The sequence below is a fragment of the Citreimonas salinaria genome (genome assembly GCF_900107235.1).
GTDB classification, from domain to species: domain Bacteria; phylum Pseudomonadota; class Alphaproteobacteria; order Rhodobacterales; family Rhodobacteraceae; genus Citreimonas; species Citreimonas salinaria.
Genome location: NZ_FNPF01000005.1, coordinates 36710 through 54790, shown reverse-complemented (window position 1 = coordinate 54790; position 18081 = coordinate 36710). Strand labels below are relative to the sequence as shown.

Here is an 18081-nt window from a genome sequence, read left to right as displayed (position 1 = left end):
GAGCCGGCGTCAGGTCGGCTCTGCCGAGCCGCGCCGCTGCAAACGCAGCATCAGCAAAAGCGCCAGCGCCGCATACACCGCAACGCCCAGCGCCAGCGGCATCGGCGTGCCATCGAAGGCCAGAGTCACCGGAACCGCGAAGCCGACCGCGAGGACCGTCGCCAGCGCGCTTGTCACCGACGCGGCCGTTCCGGCGATGTGGCCCATCGGCTCCAGCGCCAGCGCGTTGAGATTGCCGATGGTCAGCCCCGCCTGGAAGAACAGCGACGCCTGCCAGACCACGAAGCAGCCGAACAGCGCGGGTCCCGAGACGCCGGCCAGCAGGATGCAGACCATCGCGCCGCTCAGCACGACCTGAACGGTCAGCATCGCGGTGATCAGGACCCGCATGCCCAGCCGCATCACTAGCGCGGCGTTCAGGACGCTGGCCGAGGACGCGACGATGGCGATGCCGCCGAACCACAGCGGAAAGCTGTCTGCGCGGCCGAACGCGTCGTAGATCGGCTGCACGCTGGACAAGACCGAGAACAGCATCCCGAAACTCAGGGCCTGCACAATCAGCGCGATCCGCACCACCGGGTGACGCAGCACCTCGCCCGTCGCCGCACGCAACGCCTTGACGCGGAACGGGTGCCGCTCGGAGGCGGGCAGGGTCTCGGGCAGGCGCAGGGCAAGCCAGAGCGCGGCGATGCCGGCGAAGACGACGAAGGCCCAGAAGATGGCGCGCCAGCCGCCGACGCTCAGCAGCACGGCGCCGATGCTTGGCGCGAAGGCCGGCACCAGCGTGAAGACCATCATCACGAAGGACATGATCCGCGCCATGCCGCGCCCGGAATAGATGTCGCGCACGATGGCCAGCGCGACAACGCGCGGCCCTGCCGCCCCCAGCCCCTGCAACATGCGCGCGACCAGCAGCGCGGTCAGGCTTTCGGTCTGCGTCGCGGCCCAGGCGGATGCGGCATAAAGCGCAGCACCCGCCAAGATCACCGGCTTGCGCCCCAGCGCATCCGACAGCGGACCTGTGAAGAACGTGCCGACGCCCATGCCCAGCACGAAGGCCGTCACCACCAGCTGCGCCGACGCCAGGTCGCCCGGCGCGAGGTCGGCCGCGATGGCCGGCAGGGCCGGCAGCATCGCGTCGAGCGAGAAGGCGATGGTGGCGAACAGCATCGCCATGAGCGCGATGAACTCGAGGCGCGAGAGTTGGTGGGGCATGGAGGCTCCGGGCGGTTACCCGCGGCGCGTAGCACCGACCGCCGGAACAGGAAAGACGCGCGCCGTCATACCGGGTTTGCGTCGCCGGCGCCGTTCTCCATGCCGCGCAGTTCCTGGATCACCTTCGACCACAATTCCGGCGGCTGCGCGCCGGGCACCGCGTGCGTCTGCGCGACGATGAAGGTGGGCACCGCGTTGACGCCCATGCCGCGCGCAGCGGCGTCGCGCTCGACGATCTCGCGGCGATCCTCGTCGGTGGCGAGCAGGCGCAGGACGACGCTGGCATCCATGCCGCACCCGTCCGCGATGTCGGCCAGCACGTCGTGCGAACCGATGTCGCGCCCTTCGGCGAAATAGGCCCGGAACAGGGCGGACACGATCGCCGTCTGCACGCCCTCCAGCTCGGCCCAGTGGATCAGGCGGTGCGCGTCGATCGACGACGGCGTTCTTTTTATCGCCTCGAAGTCGATTGGAAGGCCTGCCGCCTCGGCCGCCTCGGCGATCGGCGCGTAGGCGCGCAAAGCGCCCTCCTTGCCGCCGAACTTGGCCTCGAGATAGGCGCGTCGGTCCATGCCCTCGCGAGGCATGTCGGGGTTGAGCATGAAGGGCAGCCAGCGGATGCGGAACGGGTGGCCCGGATGATCCGCCAGCGCGCGGTCGAGATGCGCCTTGCCGATATAGCACCAGGGACAGATCGGGTCGGAGAAGATGTCGAGCTGGGTCATGTCGGTCCTTTCCGTGTGCATCGCAGGCGATCAGGCGCAACGCGTCCGTCTCCTGTGCCACGGTCCGGGCAGAATGGCCAGCGCGCGGACCCGGCGCCGCTGGATGCAGGACATTGCGGCCCGCGCCGGGCCTGCGCTTGCAAGCGCCGCGGGGCGGGCCTAAGACGCCCCGCATGGACCGCGATCCGAAATCCCTGATCCGCATCGCGCGCGAAAGCGGCGAGACCCACGGCGCGGAGCCCATCGACCTGGCCGCACGGGTGCGTGGCCTGCGCAAGGCGCGCGGCTGGACGCTGGAGCAGGCGGCGCGGCAGGCGGGGCTGGCGCGCTCGACACTGTCGAAGATCGAGAACGGCCAGATGTCGCCCACCTACGAGGCGCTGAAAAAGCTGGCCGTTGGGCTGGACATCTCGGTGCCGCAGCTGTTCACCCCGCCGCGGCAGGATCGTGCGACCGGCCGGATGGCGGTGACGTGCGAGGGCGAGGGCGCGACCCAGCCCACCGCCACCTACGAGCACAGGCTGCTGGCCGAGGCGCTGTCGCAGAAGAAGATGCTGCCCTACCGCGCCCGCGTGCGCGCCCGCAGCATGGGCGAGTTCGACGGGTGGGTGCGCCATGACGGCGAGGAATTCCTGTACGTGCTGACGGGGATCGTGCGGCTGTACACCGAGTATTACGAGCCGGTGGAGATGCGCCGCGGCGACAGCGCGTATTACGACGCCACGATGGGCCACAACGTGATCTCGCTGAGCGAGGACGACGCGACGATCCTGTGGGTGACGTCGCTGGCTTGAGGCCGCGACGCGCGCCTGCGCCCTCCTAGTGCAGTTGCACCGAAAGCGGCAGCGCCATTCTTTCGATTTGCAGCACGTCCTCCAGCTCTTCGCCGGCCTCGAACAGCGTCAGGTCGTTGGTTTCCGCCAGCAGTCGGACCAGCGTCTCGCGGTCGAGCGGGGGCTCGCAGATGTCTTCGGCGCGCAAGCGGGGAAAGCGCTGCTCGAGCAGCGTGCGGATTGTGCTCCAGCGTTGCGTGACAAGCGACCAGTGCATGGCCCGTTCCTCCCCCGACGGCGAAGGTTAGTCCGGCTTTCCGCCGCGTCAACAAAAAGCGTCCTTCGGCCGCGGCCGAAGGACGCCAATGGGGCTTGACGACGCCGGTTCCTAGCGCTCGGGCAGCAGCCCGCGGGGCGAGAAGCGCAGCACCACGAGCAGGATGATGCCCATCGTCAGCAGCCGCATGTGCTGCGCCGCATCTGCAAGGCTGGCCTGAAACGGGCTGCCCGCCGGCAGGATGGCGCCGATTCCGGCGGCGAGTCCCTGCGCCATCGGTTCCACCTGGACCCAGAGAAACCAGATCAGGAAGCCGCCGAGAATGGCGCCGAGGTTGTTGCCCGAGCCGCCGACGATCACCATGACCCAGATCAGGAAGGTGTAGCGCAGCGGCTGGTAGCTGCCCGGCGTCAGCTGGCCGTCCAGCGTGGTCATCATCGCGCCGGCGACGCCGCAGATCGCGCTGCCCAGCACGAAGACCTGCAGGTGCCGGGCGGTGACGTTCTTGCCCATGGCGCGGGCGGCCGTCTCGTTGTCGCGGATCGCGCGCATCATCCGGCCCCAGGGCGAGCTCAGCGCCAGTTGTGCCAGAACCAGCAGTGCAACCAGCACGATCGCGAACAGGATCGAGTAGCCGAACTTCACGTAGAGCGACGACGCCGTGGCCGGGTCCATGCCCAGCGTGGCCGCCCGCTCGACGAAAGCGGGATCGTTCTGCAGGTCGATTTCGTAGGGGACGGGGCGGGGCAGGCCGATCACGTTCTTGACGCCGCGCGCCAGCCATTCCTCGTTCTTCAGCACCGCGATGATGATTTCGGCGATGCCCAGCGTGGCGATGGCCAGGTAATCCGACCGAAGTCCCAGCGCAATCTTTCCGATGATCCAGGCCGCGCCCGCGGCCAGCAGCCCGCCCACCGGCCAGGCCAGAACCACCGGCAAGCCCAGCCCGCCGAGATACCCGGTCTGCGCCGAGTTCACGGCCTCGACCGCGCCGACACCCGCGTCGAACACCCAGCGATACGCGAAGAAGCCGACGATCAGGACGGCGATCATCAGCCAAGCGCTGCGCATCCGGCGCCAGGCCATGACGCCCGCGATCACGGTGGCGGCGCCCAATGCAAGCCCGGCCATGATGCGCACGCCGCCGGCGCTCCACGCCTCGGGGACGGCGGGCATCGAGGTCAGCACCACGGCGAGCCCGCCGAGCGCGACGAAGCCCATCACGCCCACGTTGAACAGCCCGGCGATGCCCCATTGCAGGTTGACGCCCAGCGCCATCACGGCGCTGACCAGCCCCATGTTCAGGATCAGGACCGCGGTGTTCCAGCTTTGCAGGAACCCGGTGCCCAGGATCAGCACCGCGACCAGCGCGAACAGCAGCGGCGCCTTGAGCGTCTGGCTCATACCGATTTCCCCCGGAACAGGCCCGTGGGGCGGAAGATCAGCACCACCAAGAGGATCATGAACGAGACCGCGAACTTGTAGTCGGTGCTCAGCAGCTGGACCAGGCCGTCTGGCTCGAGCGCCTGCGGCATGGCGTATTCCAGCACCTTCTTCCAGGCATAGGTGATCGCCACTTCGGAAAAGGCGATGACGAAGCCGCCCACGATGGCGCCGATCGGGCTGCCGAGGCCCCCGACGATGGCGGCGGCGAAGATCGGCAGCAGCAACTGGAAGTAGGTGAACGGCTTGTAAGACTTGTCGAGGCCGTAGAGCACGCCCGCCACGGTGATCAGGGCGGCGACGATCAGCCATGTCACGCGCTCGACCTTTTCGGGACTGATGCCCGACAGCAGGGCCAGATCCTCGTTGTCGGAATAGGCGCGCATCGACTTGCCGGTGCGCGTGCGGTTGAGGAACCAGAACAGGAGCGCCACCACCAAAACGGCCGTGATCACGGTGATACCCTGCGTGGTGCGGATTGCGAGGCCTTCTTCGAGGCCGGTCATCTCGCGGAAATCGCGGGCATTGATGATGAACCGCTCGCCGTCCGCGAAGTTGCGGTCGTCGGGGCCGAGGATGACACGCGTGAGGCCGTTATAAACGAACATCACGCCGATCGACACGATCACCAGCATCACCGGCTTGGCCTTCTTGCGGCGGTAGAAGCGATAGACCACACGGTCGGTCGCCAGCACGAGAAGCGCCGTGCCCGCGATCCCGAAAGGGATCGCCAGAAGAGCTGTCGGCAGCACGCCAAGCGTGATACCCATCGACTGGAACCACCAGGTGAACAGGATGGTGACCAGTGTCCCGAAGGCCATGGTGTCGCCATGCGCGAAGTTCGAGAACCGCAGGATGCCGTAGATCAGCGTGACACCGAGCGCCCCCAGCGCAAGCTGCGCGCCATAGGCGACCGCCGGAACGATCACGAAATTCGACAGCGCCACGATGGCGTTGAGTAGATCCATCACCAATCCCCTGCCGAGTTTAGATGCGCGAACACCGTTGTTGCCGGCGCCGCCCCGCGCCCGTTGCCCGCCATGCGCTGCGTCATCGCACCGGTCATCCGCCCAGGAAGGCCCGGCGGACCTCGGGATCGGCCAGCAGGTCGCGGCCCGTGCCGGTATGCGCGTTGGCACCCTGAACCAGCACGTAGCCCTTGTCGGCGATCTCCAGCGCCTGGCGCGCGTTCTGTTCGACCATCAGGATCGAGATGCCGGTGCGCGCGACCTCGATGATGCGGTCGAACAGCTCGTCCATGACGATGGGCGACACGCCGGCGGTGGGCTCGTCCAGCATCAGAAGCTGCGGCTGCGTCATCAGCGCGCGCCCCACCGCGACCTGCTGGCGCTGCCCGCCCGACAGCTCTCCGGCCGCCTGCCGGCGCTTGTCGCGCAGGATCGGGAAAAGATCGTAGATCTGCTCCATCGTGGCGCGGAAGTCGTCGGCGCGGATGAACGCGCCCATCTCCAGATTCTCTTCGACCGTCATCGAGGTGAAGATGTTCGACGTCTGCGGCACGAAGCCCATGCCCTCGCGCACGCGGGCCTGGGGCGTCAACGCGGTGATGTCGCGCCCGTCCAGCGTGACCGACCCCTCGCGCAGGTCGAGCATGCCGAACACCGCCTTCATCGCGGTCGACTTGCCGGCGCCGTTGGGGCCGACGATCACCGCGATCTCGCCGCGTTCAACGGTGATCGTGCAGCCATGCAGGATGTCGCCGCCGCCATAGCCGCCGACCATGCCTTCGGCCGACAGGAACGGCTTGCCGGGCGCGGGCTTGACCTCTCCACTCTCGCGGTAGCCGTCGACCTCGCCCACCCCCAGCGGATTGGCGATCGACCGGTCGCGGTTGCCACGGTCGTCCTGATAAGGATTGCCGCTCATGCCGCTCCCTCGCGCTTTTTCTGTTCAAACATGTCGCGGGGATGATCGCTCTGTATGAGCGGAAGGGGCAGGGCCGCCACACCGTGGCGCGTTTGCGCGACGCGGATACCCGGAAAACGCGCGATCACGACACGGCCTCCTTGTTCTTGAGACCGGTGCCCAGATAGGCCTCGATGACCTGCTCGTTCGCCTTGATCTCGTCGATCGTGCCCTCGGCCAGCACGTGGCCTTCGGCCATGACGATGACCGGATCGCACAGGCGTCCGATGAATTCCATGTCATGCTCGATCATGCAGAAGGTATAGCCACGCTCGCGGTTCAGCCGCAGGATCGCGTCGCCGATGGTGTTCAGCAGCGTGCGGTTCACGCCGGCGCCGACCTCGTCGAGGAACACGATCTTGGCGTCCACCATCATCGTGCGGCCCAGTTCCAGAAGCTTCTTCTGGCCGCCCGACAGGTTGCCCGCGCGCTCGTCCTTGAGATGCGAAATCGTCAGGAAATCAAGAACATCGTCGGCCTTCTTCAGCAACTCGGCCTCTTCGCGCGCAATGCGCGAGCGGCCGATCCAGGCGTTCCAGATGGATTCCCCCGACTGGCCGCCCGGCACCATCATCAGGTTCTCGCGGCAGGTCATCGAGGAGAATTCATGCGCGATCTGGAAGGTGCGCAGCAGGCCCTTGTGGAACAGCTCGTGCGGCGGCAGGCCAGTGATGTCCTCGCCATCCATGATGACTTGGCCCGACGTGGGCGGCAGGGCGCCGGCGATGACGTTGAACAGCGTTGTCTTGCCCGCACCGTTGGGGCCCACGAGCCCGGTGATCGAGCCGGTCTCGATCCGCAGCGACGCACCGTCGACGGCGCGGAAGCCGCCGAAATGGCGGTGCAGGTCCCTGACTTCGATCACGCGTCTTCCCCGGTCATGCGCGCCTGATGCGCGGCTTTCTTATTGCGCGCCCGTGGCGCGTCCTGAAATGGCGGCGGCCCGGACGGTACCGTCCGGGCCGCGCGCTTCATGCATAAAGCATTACTTGAAATCAACCGTCGAATACTCGCCGTCCTTGATCTCGTAGTAACGGTAGGTGCCCGAGGCCTCGCCCGGTCCGATCAGTTCGACTGCGGTGGCGCCGTCGTAGTCGACATCGCCGCCATCGGCGAGGATCTGCAGCGCCTTGGCCAGCTCGCCGGGCATGATCTTCTCGCCGGGTGCGTTGGCGACGTTCATGACGTTGTCGGCCACCGCCTGCGAGGTCGCTTCGCCGCCCGCCATCATCGCCAGCGCGATCAGTGCCGCCGCGTCATAGCTTTCGCGGGTGAAGGTCGAGTCGCCGTTGATGCCCGCTTCCTCGGTGATCTCCAGGAAGCGGTCGGCGCCTTCGCCTTCCGACCACGGAGCAGCACCGAAGCTGCCGTTCAGGTCGTCGCCCAAGTCGGCCGTCAGGGCGTCGGAATACATCCCGTCGCCCATCATGAACGTGTCGAAGGCGCCGGTATCGAGCGACGACTGGATCATGCCCTTGCCGCCCTGGTCGGAATAGCCGAACACGGCCAGCAGTTCGCCCCCGGCCGAGGCCAGCGACGCGACTTCCGACGAATAGTCGGCCTTGCCGTCCTCGTGCGCGGACGACAGAGTGACGGTGCCGCCCTGCTCCTCGAACGCGGAGATGAAGCTGTCCGCCAGACCCTTGCCGTAGTCGTTGTTGGTGTAGGTCACCGCGACTTCGGTGATGCCGCGCTCTTCCAGGATGTCGGCCAGGACCTGGCCCTGACGCGCGTCGGACGGCGCGGTGCGGAAGAACAGGCCGTTGTCCTCGGCGTTCGACAGTGCCGGCGAGGTTGCCGATGGCGAGATCATCGGGATGCCGTTGGGTACGGCGACGTTGGACAGCACGGCGCCGGTGACGCCCGAGCAATCCGCGCCGACGATCGCCACGACGCCGTCAGAGGTCACCAGACGCTCGGCCGCCGCGGTGGCGGCAGCGCTGTCGATGCAGGTGCTGTCGGCGCGCACCGGAACCAGCGTGCGGCCTTCGAGGAAGTTGCCGCTTTCGTTGACCTCGGTCATCGCAAGCTCGGCGCTGGCAGCCATCTGCGGCGTAAGCGATTCGATCGGGCCGGTGAAGCCCATGATGATGCCGACCGGCACGTCCTGCGCCATCGCGGTGCCGCCTGTCAGCGCGCAGACCGCCGTCGCAGCGAGATACTTTTTCATCGTCCACTCCCATGTTGGATCGTTGTCCGGCGCGCAGCCTAGGCGCGGGCGGCGCAAAAGAAAAGAGCGCCCGCGCGTGCCGCGCATGTTCCGCTACGCGCCGCGTTTCGCGGGCGGAGGGACCGTTCAGACCGGCGTTCGCGTCGACTGCGCGCCGCGCTCGCGGTAGGGCGTCGTCTGGTAATGCGCGCGGTAGCACTTCGAGAAGTGCGAGGGCGAGGTGAAGCCGCAGGCCAGCGCCACGTTGATCACGCTCATGTCGGTCTGCATCAGCAGGTTCCGCGCCTTCTGAAGGCGCAGTTCCATGTAGTACCGCTTGGGGCTGCGGTTGAGGTAGCGCCGGAACAGCCGCTCCAGCTGGCGCGTGGACATGCCGACCTCGTGCGCCAGGATCGCCGGGCTGATCGGCTCCTCGATGTTGGCCTCCATCTTGTGGATGACCTGGCTGAGCTTGGGGTGGCGCACGCCGATGCGGGTGGGGACCGACAGGCGCTGGGTGTCCTGGTCGGTGCGGATCGCGTTGTAGATCAGCTGGTCGGCCACTGCGCCGGCCAGATCCTCGCCGTGGTCGTCGGCGATCACCTTCAGCATCAGGTCCAGCGAGGATGTCCCGCCTGCGGTGGTCATGCGGCTGCCGTCATGCACGAAGACGGACTTGGTCAGCGTCACGTCGGGAAATTCCTCGGCGAAGCTGTCGTGGTTTTCCCAGTGGATGGTCGCGCGCCTGCCGTCCAAGAGGCCGGCGCGGGCGAGCGTCCAGCCGGCGGTGCACAGTCCGCCCAGCCGCGGGCCGCGCCGCGCCTCGCGCCGCAGCCAGTTCAGCAGCGTCTTCGTGGTGGCGCCGGCCACGTCGATGCCCCCGCACAGCATCGCGGTGTCGTCGCGCGCAAGCTCGGGCAGGGCGGTGTCCAGCCGGAACGCGACCCCGGCCGAACTGGTGACGTGGTCGGGTCCGACTCCGTCGTCCTCGGGCTCGCCGGTGATGACCCAGTCGTAGAGCCGGCGGCCGGACACGAGGTTGGCGATCCGCAGGCATTCCACCGCCGAGGCGAAGGACAGCATGGTGAAGCGCGGCAGCAGCACGAAGACGAAGCGGCGCGGCCGTTCCGGTGCGGCTGGGGTCACGGGCTGGCGGGGCGGTGGCGGCATGGCGCGTCCCTGATGGCACCCCTTCGGGGCGTCTGCTTGCGCGTTGCGCGCGGCTGTTCCTGCGCCCCGCGGGCGGCGTCTCGGGCGCCATGGGCGCGGCTCCAGATGGTCAGAGTGCGACGATAGCGTCAAGGGATGTCGCGGATGGACTATGGCCACCGGCCTGCCGCCTGGGCTATGGGTGGAACGTTAACGCTCACCACGAGGATGCGGAGAAAACAGATGACCGAGTGGCAGAAAACGGATTGGCGCGCCAAGCCGCGGGTGCAGATGCCCGAGTATACCGACGGGGCCGCGCTTGCGGCGGTCGAGGCGCAGCTGGCCAAGTATCCGCCGCTGGTCTTCGCGGGCGAGGCGCGCAAGCTCAAGGCGCAGCTCGGCGCCGCCGGCCGCGGCGAGGCGTTCCTGTTGCAGGGCGGCGATTGCGCCGAGGCCTTCGATCAGTTCAGCGCCGACAGTATCCGCGACACCTTCAAGGTCATGCTGCAGATGGCGATGGTGCTGACCTACGGCGCCAAGGTCCCGGTGGTGAAGGTGGGTCGCATGGCCGGCCAGTTCGCCAAGCCCCGCAGCGCGCCGGTCGAGGTCAAGGACGGCGTCGAACTGCCCAGCTACCGCGGCGACATCGTCAACGAACTGGCCTTCACGCCCGAGGCGCGCATTCCGGACCCGCGGCGCATGCTGCAGGCTTACACACAGGCGGCGGCCACGCTGAACCTGCTGCGCGCGTTCTCGACCGGGGGCTATGCCGACGTGCACAAGGTGCACCAGTGGACGCTGGGCTTCACCGAGGGCGAGAAGGCCGCGAAATACCGCGACATGGCCAGCCGTATCACCGATACGCTGGACTTCATGAAGGCCGCGGGCGTCGACAGCGACCACGCGCACACGCTGCAGACGGTGGACTTCTACACCAGCCACGAGTCCCTGCTGCTGGAATACGAAGAGGCGCTCTGCCGGCTCGACTCGACCTCCGGCAAGTGGCTGGCGGGTTCGGGCCACATGATCTGGATCGGCGACCGCACGCGCCAGCCCGACGGCGCGCACGTGGAATTCGCCCGCGGCGTTCTGAACCCGGTGGGTCTGAAATGCGGGCCGACCACCACGGCCGAGGACCTCAAGGTGCTGATGGCAAAGCTGAACCCGCACAACGAGGCCGGCCGCCTGACGCTGATCGCGCGCTTCGGCGCCGGCAAGGTGGCCGAGCATCTGCCCCGCCTGATCAAGGCCGTGCGCGAGGCAGGCGCTACCGTGACCTGGGTCTGTGACCCGATGCACGGCAACACGATCAAGTCGGGATCAGGCTACAAGACTAGGCCCTTCGAGCTGGTGCTGCGCGAGGTGCAGGAGTTCTTTGCCGTCCACAATGCCGAAGGCACCGTGCCGGGCGGCGTGCATTTCGAGATGACCGGGCAGGACGTCACCGAATGCACCGGCGGCGTTCACGCCGTGTCCGAAGAGGACCTGTCGGACCGCTACCACACCGCCTGCGATCCACGCCTGAACGCGACGCAATCGCTGGAGCTGGCCTTCCTCGTGGCCGAGGAACTGACGGCGCGGCGCAGTGTGGTCTCGGACGCGGCACACGGCTGAACCGGCTGCCGCAGAGCCGATCCGCAACGACAAAGCCCGGCTATCGGCCGGGCTTTTTGCGTGACAGGGGCGAAAAGGCTCAGTCGTTGCAGACGACCAGTGTCAGGTGTCCGCGCGCAACCGGACGCGCGTCGCCGGGCACGTGTGTGGCGACGGAAGCGGGCGCATCGGACACGACCGCCGGGCGCGGCGTGGGCATGCGGTCGCCGCGTAGCGTTGGTGCCGGAGTGGGCGTCACCGCCTCACGCCGAAGCGGCGCTGCGTCCGGCGCGGTTGCCGTGTCGATCCGCTCGACATCGACCGACGTGATCGTGAAGCGGCGCGGCGCGCGTCCGATCCGACCTTCGCTGACGAAGGCGCCCAGGGCACGCGTCACCTCGCCGAAGTCCGAGCGCAGCGGCATAACGACCATCTGCGCCGATATCGCCGGACGGCCGAAGCCTTCCTGCGAAGCCAGTGTCAGGCGGATGATCGCCGGCTCGGCGAACATCGACTTGATCGCCTCGGCAAAGCGGTCGCGATCCTCGGCCGCGATCAGCGTCGAGAGCGGCATGCCCGTCACCTGCATGCCCATCATGTCCGAAAGATGGCCGCCCGCGACGCGGATCTTCGCCATGCCCGGCGCGATTCTCTCCAGCAGGAACGCGTTCTCGAGGGCGCTTTCCATGCCGCGCGGATCGACCGCGCTGCGAAGCGGCACCTTGCCGTTCTCGACCAGGCCGTGCCAGTAGGCCTCGACCACGCGGATCGCGGTTTGGGTGCGCGATTTCTCGTGCGCCGTCAGCGAAATCACGCCGGATGCGGTGCTGCCGCCAAGATCATTTTTGCCATTGCCAAACATCGTCACCACTCCCGTCTTCGCCGGTCTGCCGTTGCCCGTCCGGTGATGCGGAGGGGTCGTCCGACCAGCTGCGTCGTTCAACTTCCTTGAATTGAAGATACACAATTTCGCCGCAATTTCCTCTCATTTGTTAAGCAAGGGTTAACGCCCGCGCCACCTGGGGCCTCCCGAGCCGTGCTTGCCATGCCGCGCGCGTGGCGATACCGCAGGGCACGCGAGAAAAAGAGGCCGGGGCCATGCTGCAATCTATGACGGGATACGCCGCGCGGCGCGCCGAGGGGGCGGGCCACGACTGGGCGTGGGAGATTCGCGGCGTGAACGGCAAGGGGCTCGACCTGCGCCTGCGGCTGCCGGACTGGATCGCGGGGCTGGAGCCGCCCTTGCGTGCTGCGGTGCAGGGCAGGGTGGCGCGCGGATCGATCCAGGTTGGGCTGCGCGTCTCGGCCGAGGGGGGCGCGGGCGCGCTGAATCTGGACGAGGCGGCGATGGGTGCCGCGCTGGATGCGCTGGCCCGCGTCGAGGCCGAGGCGCTGGCGCTCGGCATGACGCTGGCGCCGTCGCGTGCCGCCGACATCGTGACCCTCCGCGGTGTCCTGACCGCCGAGGCGCCGCAGGCCGACGACGCAGCGCTGCGCGACGCGCTGATGGCGGATTTCGGCGAGGTTCTGGACGCCTTCTGTGCGATGCGGGCCGCAGAAGGCGCGCGCCTGCATGCAATCCTATCGGCACAGATCGACGAGATCGCCGCGCTGACCGAAGAAGCCGCGCAATCGGCCGGCGCGCGCGACGCCGCGCTGCGCGACCGCCTGCGCGCTCAGATGGCGCGCGTGATGGACAACGCCTACATCGTCCCGTCCGGCCTCGATGCGGGGCGGCTGGAGCAGGAGCTTGCGCTGCTGGCGGTCAAGTCGGACGTTACCGAAGAGTTCGACCGCCTGCGCGCGCATATCGCGGCGGCACGCGACCTGCTGGCGTCGGACGCGCCCGTCAGCCGCAAGCTGGATTTCCTGTGCCAGGAATTCATGCGCGAGGCCAACACCCTGTGCTCGAAATCGAACGACGCGGCATTGACCCGGGCGGGGCTCGCGCTCAAGACCGTGATCGAGCAGTTTCGCGAGCAAGTTCAGAACGTGGAATAGGAATGCGCATGTCCGACCGGCGCGGTCTTCTGATCATCCTGTCCTCGCCCTCGGGGGCCGGCAAGTCGACTTTGTCGAAGCGTCTGCGCGAATGGGACCCGACGATCGAGTTCTCGGTCTCGGCCACCACGCGCGCGCCGCGTCCCGGCGAGGTCGACGGGCAGGATTACTATTTCGTCACCGAGGCCGAGTTCAAGCGCATGGTGCGCGACGGCGAGATGCTGGAACACGCTCATGTCTTCGGCAATTTCTACGGCACGCCCCGCGCGCCGGTCGAGAAGGCCATCGCCGCGGGCAGCGACGTGCTGTTCGACATCGACTGGCAGGGCGCGCAGCAGATCGCCAATTCGCCGCTGAACCTGCACACGCTGTCGGTGTTCCTGCTGCCGCCCTCGATCGAGGAGTTGCGCCGCAGGCTGGTCAGCCGTGGTCAGGATCCCGACGAGGTGATCGCCCGGCGCATGCAGAAAAGCTGGGACGAGATCAGCCACTGGGGCGGTTACGACTACGTGCTGATCAACGAGAAGATAGACGAGACCGAGGAGTGCCTGAAGGCCGTGGTGACAGCGGCGCGCCTGCGCCGCAGCCAGCAGCCGGCACTGACCGATCACGTGCGCGCGCTGCAATCGCAATTCGAGGAGTTGGCATGAGCGTTTACTATCTGGATGGCCAGGCACCGGTGCTGGCCGACGACGTCTGGGTGGCGCCGGGGGCGCACGTGATCGGCAACGTGACGCTGGAGGCGGGGGTTTCCGTCTGGTTCGGGACGACGATGCGCGGCGACAACGAGCCTATGCGCGTGGGCGAGGGCACGAACCTGCAGGAAAACGTGGTGTGCCATTCCGATCCCGGCTTTCCGCTGACCGTCGGCGCGGGCTGCACGATTGGGCACAAGGCGATGCTGCACGGCTGCACGATCGGGGACAACACGCTGATCGGCATGGGTGCAACCGTGCTGAACGGCGCGAAGATCGGCAGGAACTGCCTGATCGGCGCCGGGGCACTGGTGACCGAGGGCAAGGAGATCTCCGATGGCAGCCTGGTGATGGGAATGCCGGCCAAGGTCGTGAAGTCGCTGGACCAGGCGGCGATCGAGGGGCTGCGCGCCTCGGCGCGTCACTACCGGCAGAACGCGGCGCGGTTCGCAAAGGGCCTGACGGAGGTGTAGGGGCGCTGCCCCTCTCGTCCCTGCCGGCCAATTCACCCCAGGCTTTTTTCGAGCAGAAGAAGACAAAATGACCGACGCGCCCATGAAACCCAGCCTGCAACGCCCGATCGCGCCACGCATCGGCGCCTCGCGCCCGGTGGTCAGCCCGATCATGCCGTCGGTGGTCTATGCGTCGGAGACGCCCGATACGCTGGACGACCAGTACGAAGGCCGCACGCAGGGCTACGCCTATGCGCGCGAGGGGCATCCGAACGCGGACGCGCTGGCGCGGCGGCTGGACGCGATGGAGGGCGTGTCGGGCGGCGTCGTCACGGGCTCCGGGATGGCGGCGGTCGCGGCTGTGCTGCTGGGGCTGACGAAGGCCGGCGATCACGTCGTAGGCGCCGACCAGCTTTACGGCCGCTCGCTGCGGATGATGAAGGAAGACCTGCCGCGCCTCGGGATCGAGACCTCGCTGGCCGATCCCACGGACGTGGCGGCGATCGAGCGCGCGTTGCGGCCCGAGACGCGGCTGGTGCTGATCGAGGTGGTGTCGAACCCGACGCTGCGCATCGCCGACCTCGATGGAATCGCGCAGCTGTGTCGCGAGCGCGGCGTCCTGCTGGCGGTCGACAACACCTTCACCACGCCGGCGGCGATCCGGCCCGTGGACCATGGCGCGGACATCGTCATCCAGTCGGTGACCAAGCTGCTGGCGGGCCACTCCGACGTCACGCTGGGCTGGGTCGGGGCACGCGAAGCCACGCTCAACGACGCGATGCGCGTCTTCGCCACCACCACCGGCATGAGCGCAAGCCCGTTCGATTGCTGGCTGGCCGAGCGCGGGCTGGCGACGTTCGAGCTGCGCTTTGCCCGCGCGCAGGACACCGCCGCGCGGCTGGCGGCGCATCTGGCCGGGCAGGCGGGCGTGAAGCGCGTGCTTTACCCGACGCGCGGCGATCACCCGGATTCCGCCCGCGCACAGGCGGTGCTGCGCGGCCGCGGCTGCAACATGGTCAGCTTCGAGATCGAGGGCGGCCGGGCCGCCGCCAATGCCTTCGCCGCCGCCGCCGAGGGCATCGCCTTCGCGCCGACGCTGGGCGACGTCGGCACCACGCTGTCGCATCCGCCCTCGTCCTCGCACCGGGCGCTGACGCCCGAGGGCCGCGCCTCGCTTGGGATCTCCGAAGGGTTCTTCCGCGTATCGGTCGGGCTCGAGGACCCCGAGGCGCTGATCACGACCTTCGACGCGGGGCTGGCCGCCGCGCGGGCGGTCTGATGCAGGTCGCGGCGATGCTGGACGCGGTACCGCTGCCCGCGCTGGCCATTCGCCGCGACGAGCGCATCGAGGCCGCCAACGCCGAGGCCGCGGCGCTGCTGGGCCCGGGGCTCGCGGGGCGGCACTTCATCACCGCGCTGCGCCAACCCGCGCTGCTGGACGCGGTCGAGGCTTGTCTGCGCCGCGGCGAGCCGCGCAAGGCCGAGTACCTGACCAACGACGGCGAACAGGACACGACGTTCCGGGTGACGGCGCGGGCGTTGACGCTGGATTCGGGACGCGGCGCGCTGGTCTGCTTCGAGGACGTCACGCACCTGGAACAGGCCGGCCAGATGCGGCGCGACTTCGTCGCCAATGTCAGCCACGAACTGCGCACGCCGCTGACCGCGCTGATCGGTTTCATCGAGACGCTGCAGGGGCCCGCTCGCGACGACGACGCCGGGCGCGACCGCTTCCTGTCGATCATGGCGCACGAGGCGCAGCGCATGAACCGCCTCGTCGGCGACCTGCTGTCACTCAGCCGTGTCGAGGCCGAGGAACGCGTGCGACCGACCGCGCGGATCAAGCTGGCCGAGCTTGTCCGCTCGACCCTGCACGGGCTGCAGCCCTTGGCCGAGAAGGCCGGGATCGAGCTGCGCCACGTTCTGCCGGACACGGTCGTGACGATCATCGGCGACGACGACCAGCTGCGTCAGGTGGTGACCAACCTGACCGAGAACGCGATCAAGTATTCCGGCCGCGGCACGCAGGTGACCGTGACGCTGAACGGGCCGGACTACCAGCCCGCGTTGCGCGGGGCCGGAGTGTCGATTCAGGTGACCGATACCGGGCCGGGAATCGAGGCCTTCCACATCCCCCGCCTGACCGAGCGTTTCTACCGCGTCGACAGCCACCGCTCGCGCGAGAAGGGCGGCACGGGGCTGGGCCTGGCCATCGTCAAGCACATCGTGAACCGCCACCGCGGACGGTTGCGGGTGGACAGCCGGCCGGGGCAGGGAACGACGTTCACCGTGGTCCTGCCGGCGCAGCAGGGATGACGGCCGGCCGCGGCCGACGGAGCGCCGATGCGGCGGATCGGGCGCTTGTTCCCGGCATCCCGACGGTGCGCAGCCGCGCGCTGACGCAAGGGCATCCCCGGATGTCATCAAACTGTTACACGTCTGTTACAGAAGGGCCGCGCGTCGAATCCCCGGGTTCGTCGCGCGATGAATGTCGAACCGAAGAGGAGCGATGCTTTTGGCCTCCAGACCGACTCTTCCTGCGCTGGCGCTGGCGCTGACGATGCTGTCCGCGACGGGCGCGGTCGCGCAGACGCGCGACAACGTTCAGGTGGCGGGCTCCTCGACGGTGCTGCCCTACGCCTCGATCGTGGCAGAAGCCTTTGGCGAGAACACCGATTTTCCGACGCCGGTCGTCGAATCGGGTGGATCGTCCGCGGGCCTGGCGCGGTTCTGCGAAGGCGTGGGCGAGAACACCATAGACATCGCCAACGCGTCGCGCGCGATCCGGGAAGGCGAGATCGCGGCCTGCGCCGCGAACGGCGTGACCGAGATCATAGAGGTGCGCATCGGGTATGACGGCATCGTCTTCGCCAGCCGCGTCGACGGTCCCGACATCGACGCGTTCGAACCCGCCGACTGGTATCTCGCTCTGGCCGAACGCCTTCCGCTGAACGGCACCATGTTGGCCAACCCGAACCGGACTTGGGCCGACGCGAACCCCGACCTGCCGGACGTCGAGATCGCCGCCTACATTCCCGGCACGAAGCACGGCACGCGCGAGGTCTTCGAAGAGCAGGTCCTGCTGGCCGGCTGCGAGGACGTCGGCGCGTTGCAGGCAATGCTCGACATGGGCCTGTCCGAGGACGAGGCCGAAGATGCCTGTGTGTCCGTCCGCACCGACGGAAGCGCGGTCGACATCGACGGCGACTACACGGAGACGCTGGCGCGGATCGAGTCCAACCCCCAAGGCGTGGGCGTGTTCGGGCTGTCGTTCTACGAGAACAACACCAGCACGCTGAAGGCGGCCACCATGGGCGGTGTAGAACCGACCGCGCAGACCATCGCGTCGGGCGAATACCCGGTGTCGCGCCCGCTGTTCTTCTACGTCAAGAAGGCGCATCTGGGCGTCATCCCAGGTCTGAAGGAATTTACGTCGTTCTTCGTTGCCGATCCCCTGGCAGGGCCAAAGGGACCGTTGGCAAACTACGGACTGGTCTCTGACCCCGAACTGGCCGAGACACAGGCCAAGGTCGAGAACGAGATCACGCTGTCGCAAGAGGGCCTGTGATCGCTTTCCGTCGCCCCGGCTAACGGCGCGACGCCGTCGGCCGGAGCTTCTTTCCGCGGACCGGCCGGTCCGCATCCGTTAAATGCGGACATGCCTGTCCGCACTCACGACCAAG

General features: G+C 68.0%; 19 protein-coding genes. 8 read left to right on the top strand and 11 right to left on the bottom strand.

The window, feature by feature from the left end; genetic code table 11:
• Positions 1-9: 9 nt before the first annotated feature.
• On the bottom strand, positions 10-1215 hold the full coding sequence (locus BLW27_RS08095) for an MFS transporter (protein WP_089882037.1): 1206 nt from the start codon (positions 1213-1215) through the stop codon (positions 10-12).
• A 65-nt stretch (positions 1216-1280) separates the two neighbouring features.
• Positions 1281-1940 carry a DsbA family oxidoreductase gene (locus tag BLW27_RS08090; RefSeq protein WP_089882483.1) on the bottom strand — a complete coding sequence of 220 codons (660 nt, stop codon included), beginning with the start codon at positions 1938-1940 and terminating at the stop codon, positions 1281-1283.
• 173 nt (positions 1941-2113) lie between these two features.
• Between BLW27_RS08090 and BLW27_RS08085 the strand changes: the two genes are divergently transcribed.
• Entirely contained in the window at positions 2114-2734 is a 621-nt protein-coding gene (locus BLW27_RS08085; protein WP_089882035.1) for a helix-turn-helix domain-containing protein, read from the top strand.
• 25 nt (positions 2735-2759) lie between these two features.
• Here the strand turns inward: BLW27_RS08085 and BLW27_RS08080 are convergent, their stop codons facing one another.
• The 8 genes from BLW27_RS08080 to BLW27_RS08050 all read right to left on the bottom strand — a co-directional run bounded on the left by BLW27_RS08080 (position 2760) and on the right by BLW27_RS08050 (position 9678).
• Entirely contained in the window at positions 2760-2990 is a 231-nt protein-coding gene (locus BLW27_RS08080) for a hypothetical protein (RefSeq protein WP_089882032.1), read from the bottom strand.
• A gap of 111 nt (positions 2991-3101) precedes the next feature.
• Positions 3102-4394 (bottom strand): branched-chain amino acid ABC transporter permease, encoded by a 1293-nt coding sequence (locus tag BLW27_RS08075; RefSeq protein ID WP_089882029.1) that lies wholly within the window; start codon positions 4392-4394, stop codon positions 3102-3104.
• Entirely contained in the window at positions 4391-5401 is a 1011-nt protein-coding gene (locus BLW27_RS08070) for a branched-chain amino acid ABC transporter permease (protein ID WP_089882027.1), read from the bottom strand. The genes BLW27_RS08075 and BLW27_RS08070 overlap by 4 nt, the downstream gene beginning before the upstream one ends.
• Before the next feature lie 94 nt (positions 5402-5495).
• The gene (locus tag BLW27_RS08065; protein WP_089882024.1) at positions 5496-6320 is read right to left on the bottom strand and encodes an ABC transporter ATP-binding protein; all 825 of its coding nucleotides are present in this window, start codon (positions 6318-6320) and stop codon (positions 5496-5498) included.
• Positions 6317-6448 carry a hypothetical protein gene (locus BLW27_RS21940; protein ID WP_281242734.1) on the bottom strand — a complete coding sequence of 44 codons (132 nt, stop codon included), beginning with the start codon at positions 6446-6448 and terminating at the stop codon, positions 6317-6319. The genes BLW27_RS08065 and BLW27_RS21940 overlap by 4 nt, the downstream gene beginning before the upstream one ends.
• Positions 6445-7224, bottom strand: a complete 780-nt coding sequence (locus BLW27_RS08060; protein ID WP_089882022.1) for an ABC transporter ATP-binding protein — start codon at positions 7222-7224, stop codon at positions 6445-6447. The genes BLW27_RS21940 and BLW27_RS08060 overlap by 4 nt, the downstream gene beginning before the upstream one ends.
• 120 nt (positions 7225-7344) lie before the next feature.
• A complete protein-coding gene (locus tag BLW27_RS08055) occupies positions 7345-8529 on the bottom strand; it encodes an ABC transporter substrate-binding protein (RefSeq protein WP_089882020.1) in 1185 nt (394 codons plus the stop codon).
• A gap of 126 nt (positions 8530-8655) precedes the next feature.
• Positions 8656-9678 carry a GlxA family transcriptional regulator gene (locus BLW27_RS08050; RefSeq protein ID WP_089882018.1) on the bottom strand — a complete coding sequence of 341 codons (1023 nt, stop codon included), beginning with the start codon at positions 9676-9678 and terminating at the stop codon, positions 8656-8658.
• A gap of 222 nt (positions 9679-9900) precedes the next feature.
• Between BLW27_RS08050 and BLW27_RS08045 the strand changes: the two genes are divergently transcribed.
• Positions 9901-11271: a class II 3-deoxy-7-phosphoheptulonate synthase gene (locus BLW27_RS08045; RefSeq protein ID WP_089882016.1), complete on the top strand. Its 1371-nt coding sequence runs from the start codon at positions 9901-9903 to the stop codon at positions 11269-11271.
• A gap of 79 nt (positions 11272-11350) precedes the next feature.
• Here BLW27_RS08045 and BLW27_RS08040 read toward each other — a convergent pair whose 3' ends face one another.
• Positions 11351-12112: a PAS domain-containing protein gene (locus BLW27_RS08040; protein WP_089882014.1), complete on the bottom strand. Its 762-nt coding sequence runs from the start codon at positions 12110-12112 to the stop codon at positions 11351-11353.
• Between the two features lie 236 nt (positions 12113-12348).
• Here BLW27_RS08040 and BLW27_RS08035 point away from each other — a divergent pair, with 236 nt between their 5' ends.
• The 6 genes from BLW27_RS08035 to BLW27_RS08010 all read left to right on the top strand — a co-directional run bounded on the left by BLW27_RS08035 (position 12349) and on the right by BLW27_RS08010 (position 17966).
• A complete protein-coding gene (locus BLW27_RS08035) occupies positions 12349-13251 on the top strand; it encodes a YicC/YloC family endoribonuclease (protein ID WP_089882011.1) in 903 nt (300 codons plus the stop codon).
• Positions 13248-13901: a guanylate kinase gene (gene gmk / locus BLW27_RS08030; RefSeq protein WP_425429286.1), complete on the top strand. Its 654-nt coding sequence runs from the start codon at positions 13248-13250 to the stop codon at positions 13899-13901. Before BLW27_RS08035 ends, gmk begins: the two co-directional genes overlap by 4 nt.
• The gene (locus tag BLW27_RS08025) at positions 13898-14419 is read left to right on the top strand and encodes a gamma carbonic anhydrase family protein (RefSeq protein WP_089882009.1); all 522 of its coding nucleotides are present in this window, start codon (positions 13898-13900) and stop codon (positions 14417-14419) included. The genes gmk and BLW27_RS08025 overlap by 4 nt, the downstream gene beginning before the upstream one ends.
• A gap of 67 nt (positions 14420-14486) precedes the next feature.
• Positions 14487-15677: a trans-sulfuration enzyme family protein gene (locus tag BLW27_RS08020; protein WP_425429280.1), complete on the top strand. Its 1191-nt coding sequence runs from the start codon at positions 14487-14489 to the stop codon at positions 15675-15677.
• Positions 15677-16714 carry a sensor histidine kinase gene (locus BLW27_RS08015; protein WP_089882006.1) on the top strand — a complete coding sequence of 346 codons (1038 nt, stop codon included), beginning with the start codon at positions 15677-15679 and terminating at the stop codon, positions 16712-16714. The genes BLW27_RS08020 and BLW27_RS08015 overlap by 1 nt, the downstream gene beginning before the upstream one ends.
• Positions 16715-16907: 193 nt before the next feature.
• The gene (locus tag BLW27_RS08010; protein ID WP_089882004.1) at positions 16908-17966 is read left to right on the top strand and encodes a substrate-binding domain-containing protein; all 1059 of its coding nucleotides are present in this window, start codon (positions 16908-16910) and stop codon (positions 17964-17966) included.
• Positions 17967-18081: the final 115 nt, after the last annotated feature.

Bases quoted from the DNA above. Each gene is read 5' to 3' on its own strand.
- BLW27_RS08095 (WP_089882037.1), bottom strand. From the start codon at position 1,215: ATGCCCCACCAACTCTCGCGCCTCGAGTTCATCGCGCTCATGGCGATG.
- BLW27_RS08085 (WP_089882035.1), top strand. From the start codon at position 2,114: ATGGACCGCGATCCGAAATCCCTGATCCGCATCGCGCGCGAAAGCGGC.
- BLW27_RS08075 (WP_089882029.1), bottom strand. From the start codon at position 4,394: ATGAGCCAGACGCTCAAGGCGCCGCTGCTGTTCGCGCTGGTCGCGGTG.
- BLW27_RS08025 (WP_089882009.1), top strand. From the start codon at position 13,898: ATGAGCGTTTACTATCTGGATGGCCAGGCACCGGTGCTGGCCGACGAC.
- BLW27_RS08065 (WP_089882024.1), bottom strand. From the start codon at position 6,320: ATGAGCGGCAATCCTTATCAGGACGACCGTGGCAACCGCGACCGGTCG.
- BLW27_RS08090 (WP_089882483.1), bottom strand. From the start codon at position 1,940: ATGACCCAGCTCGACATCTTCTCCGACCCGATCTGTCCCTGGTGCTAT.
- BLW27_RS08015 (WP_089882006.1), top strand. From the start codon at position 15,677: ATGCAGGTCGCGGCGATGCTGGACGCGGTACCGCTGCCCGCGCTGGCC.
- BLW27_RS08040 (WP_089882014.1), bottom strand. From the start codon at position 12,112: ATGTTTGGCAATGGCAAAAATGATCTTGGCGGCAGCACCGCATCCGGC.
- BLW27_RS08050 (WP_089882018.1), bottom strand. From the start codon at position 9,678: ATGCCGCCACCGCCCCGCCAGCCCGTGACCCCAGCCGCACCGGAACGG.
- BLW27_RS08055 (WP_089882020.1), bottom strand. From the start codon at position 8,529: ATGAAAAAGTATCTCGCTGCGACGGCGGTCTGCGCGCTGACAGGCGGC.
- BLW27_RS08080 (WP_089882032.1), bottom strand. From the start codon at position 2,990: ATGCACTGGTCGCTTGTCACGCAACGCTGGAGCACAATCCGCACGCTG.
- BLW27_RS08020 (WP_425429280.1), top strand. From the start codon at position 14,487: ATGACCGACGCGCCCATGAAACCCAGCCTGCAACGCCCGATCGCGCCA.
- BLW27_RS08070 (WP_089882027.1), bottom strand. From the start codon at position 5,401: ATGGATCTACTCAACGCCATCGTGGCGCTGTCGAATTTCGTGATCGTT.
- BLW27_RS08035 (WP_089882011.1), top strand. From the start codon at position 12,349: ATGCTGCAATCTATGACGGGATACGCCGCGCGGCGCGCCGAGGGGGCG.
- BLW27_RS08045 (WP_089882016.1), top strand. From the start codon at position 9,901: ATGACCGAGTGGCAGAAAACGGATTGGCGCGCCAAGCCGCGGGTGCAG.
- BLW27_RS08010 (WP_089882004.1), top strand. From the start codon at position 16,908: ATGCTTTTGGCCTCCAGACCGACTCTTCCTGCGCTGGCGCTGGCGCTG.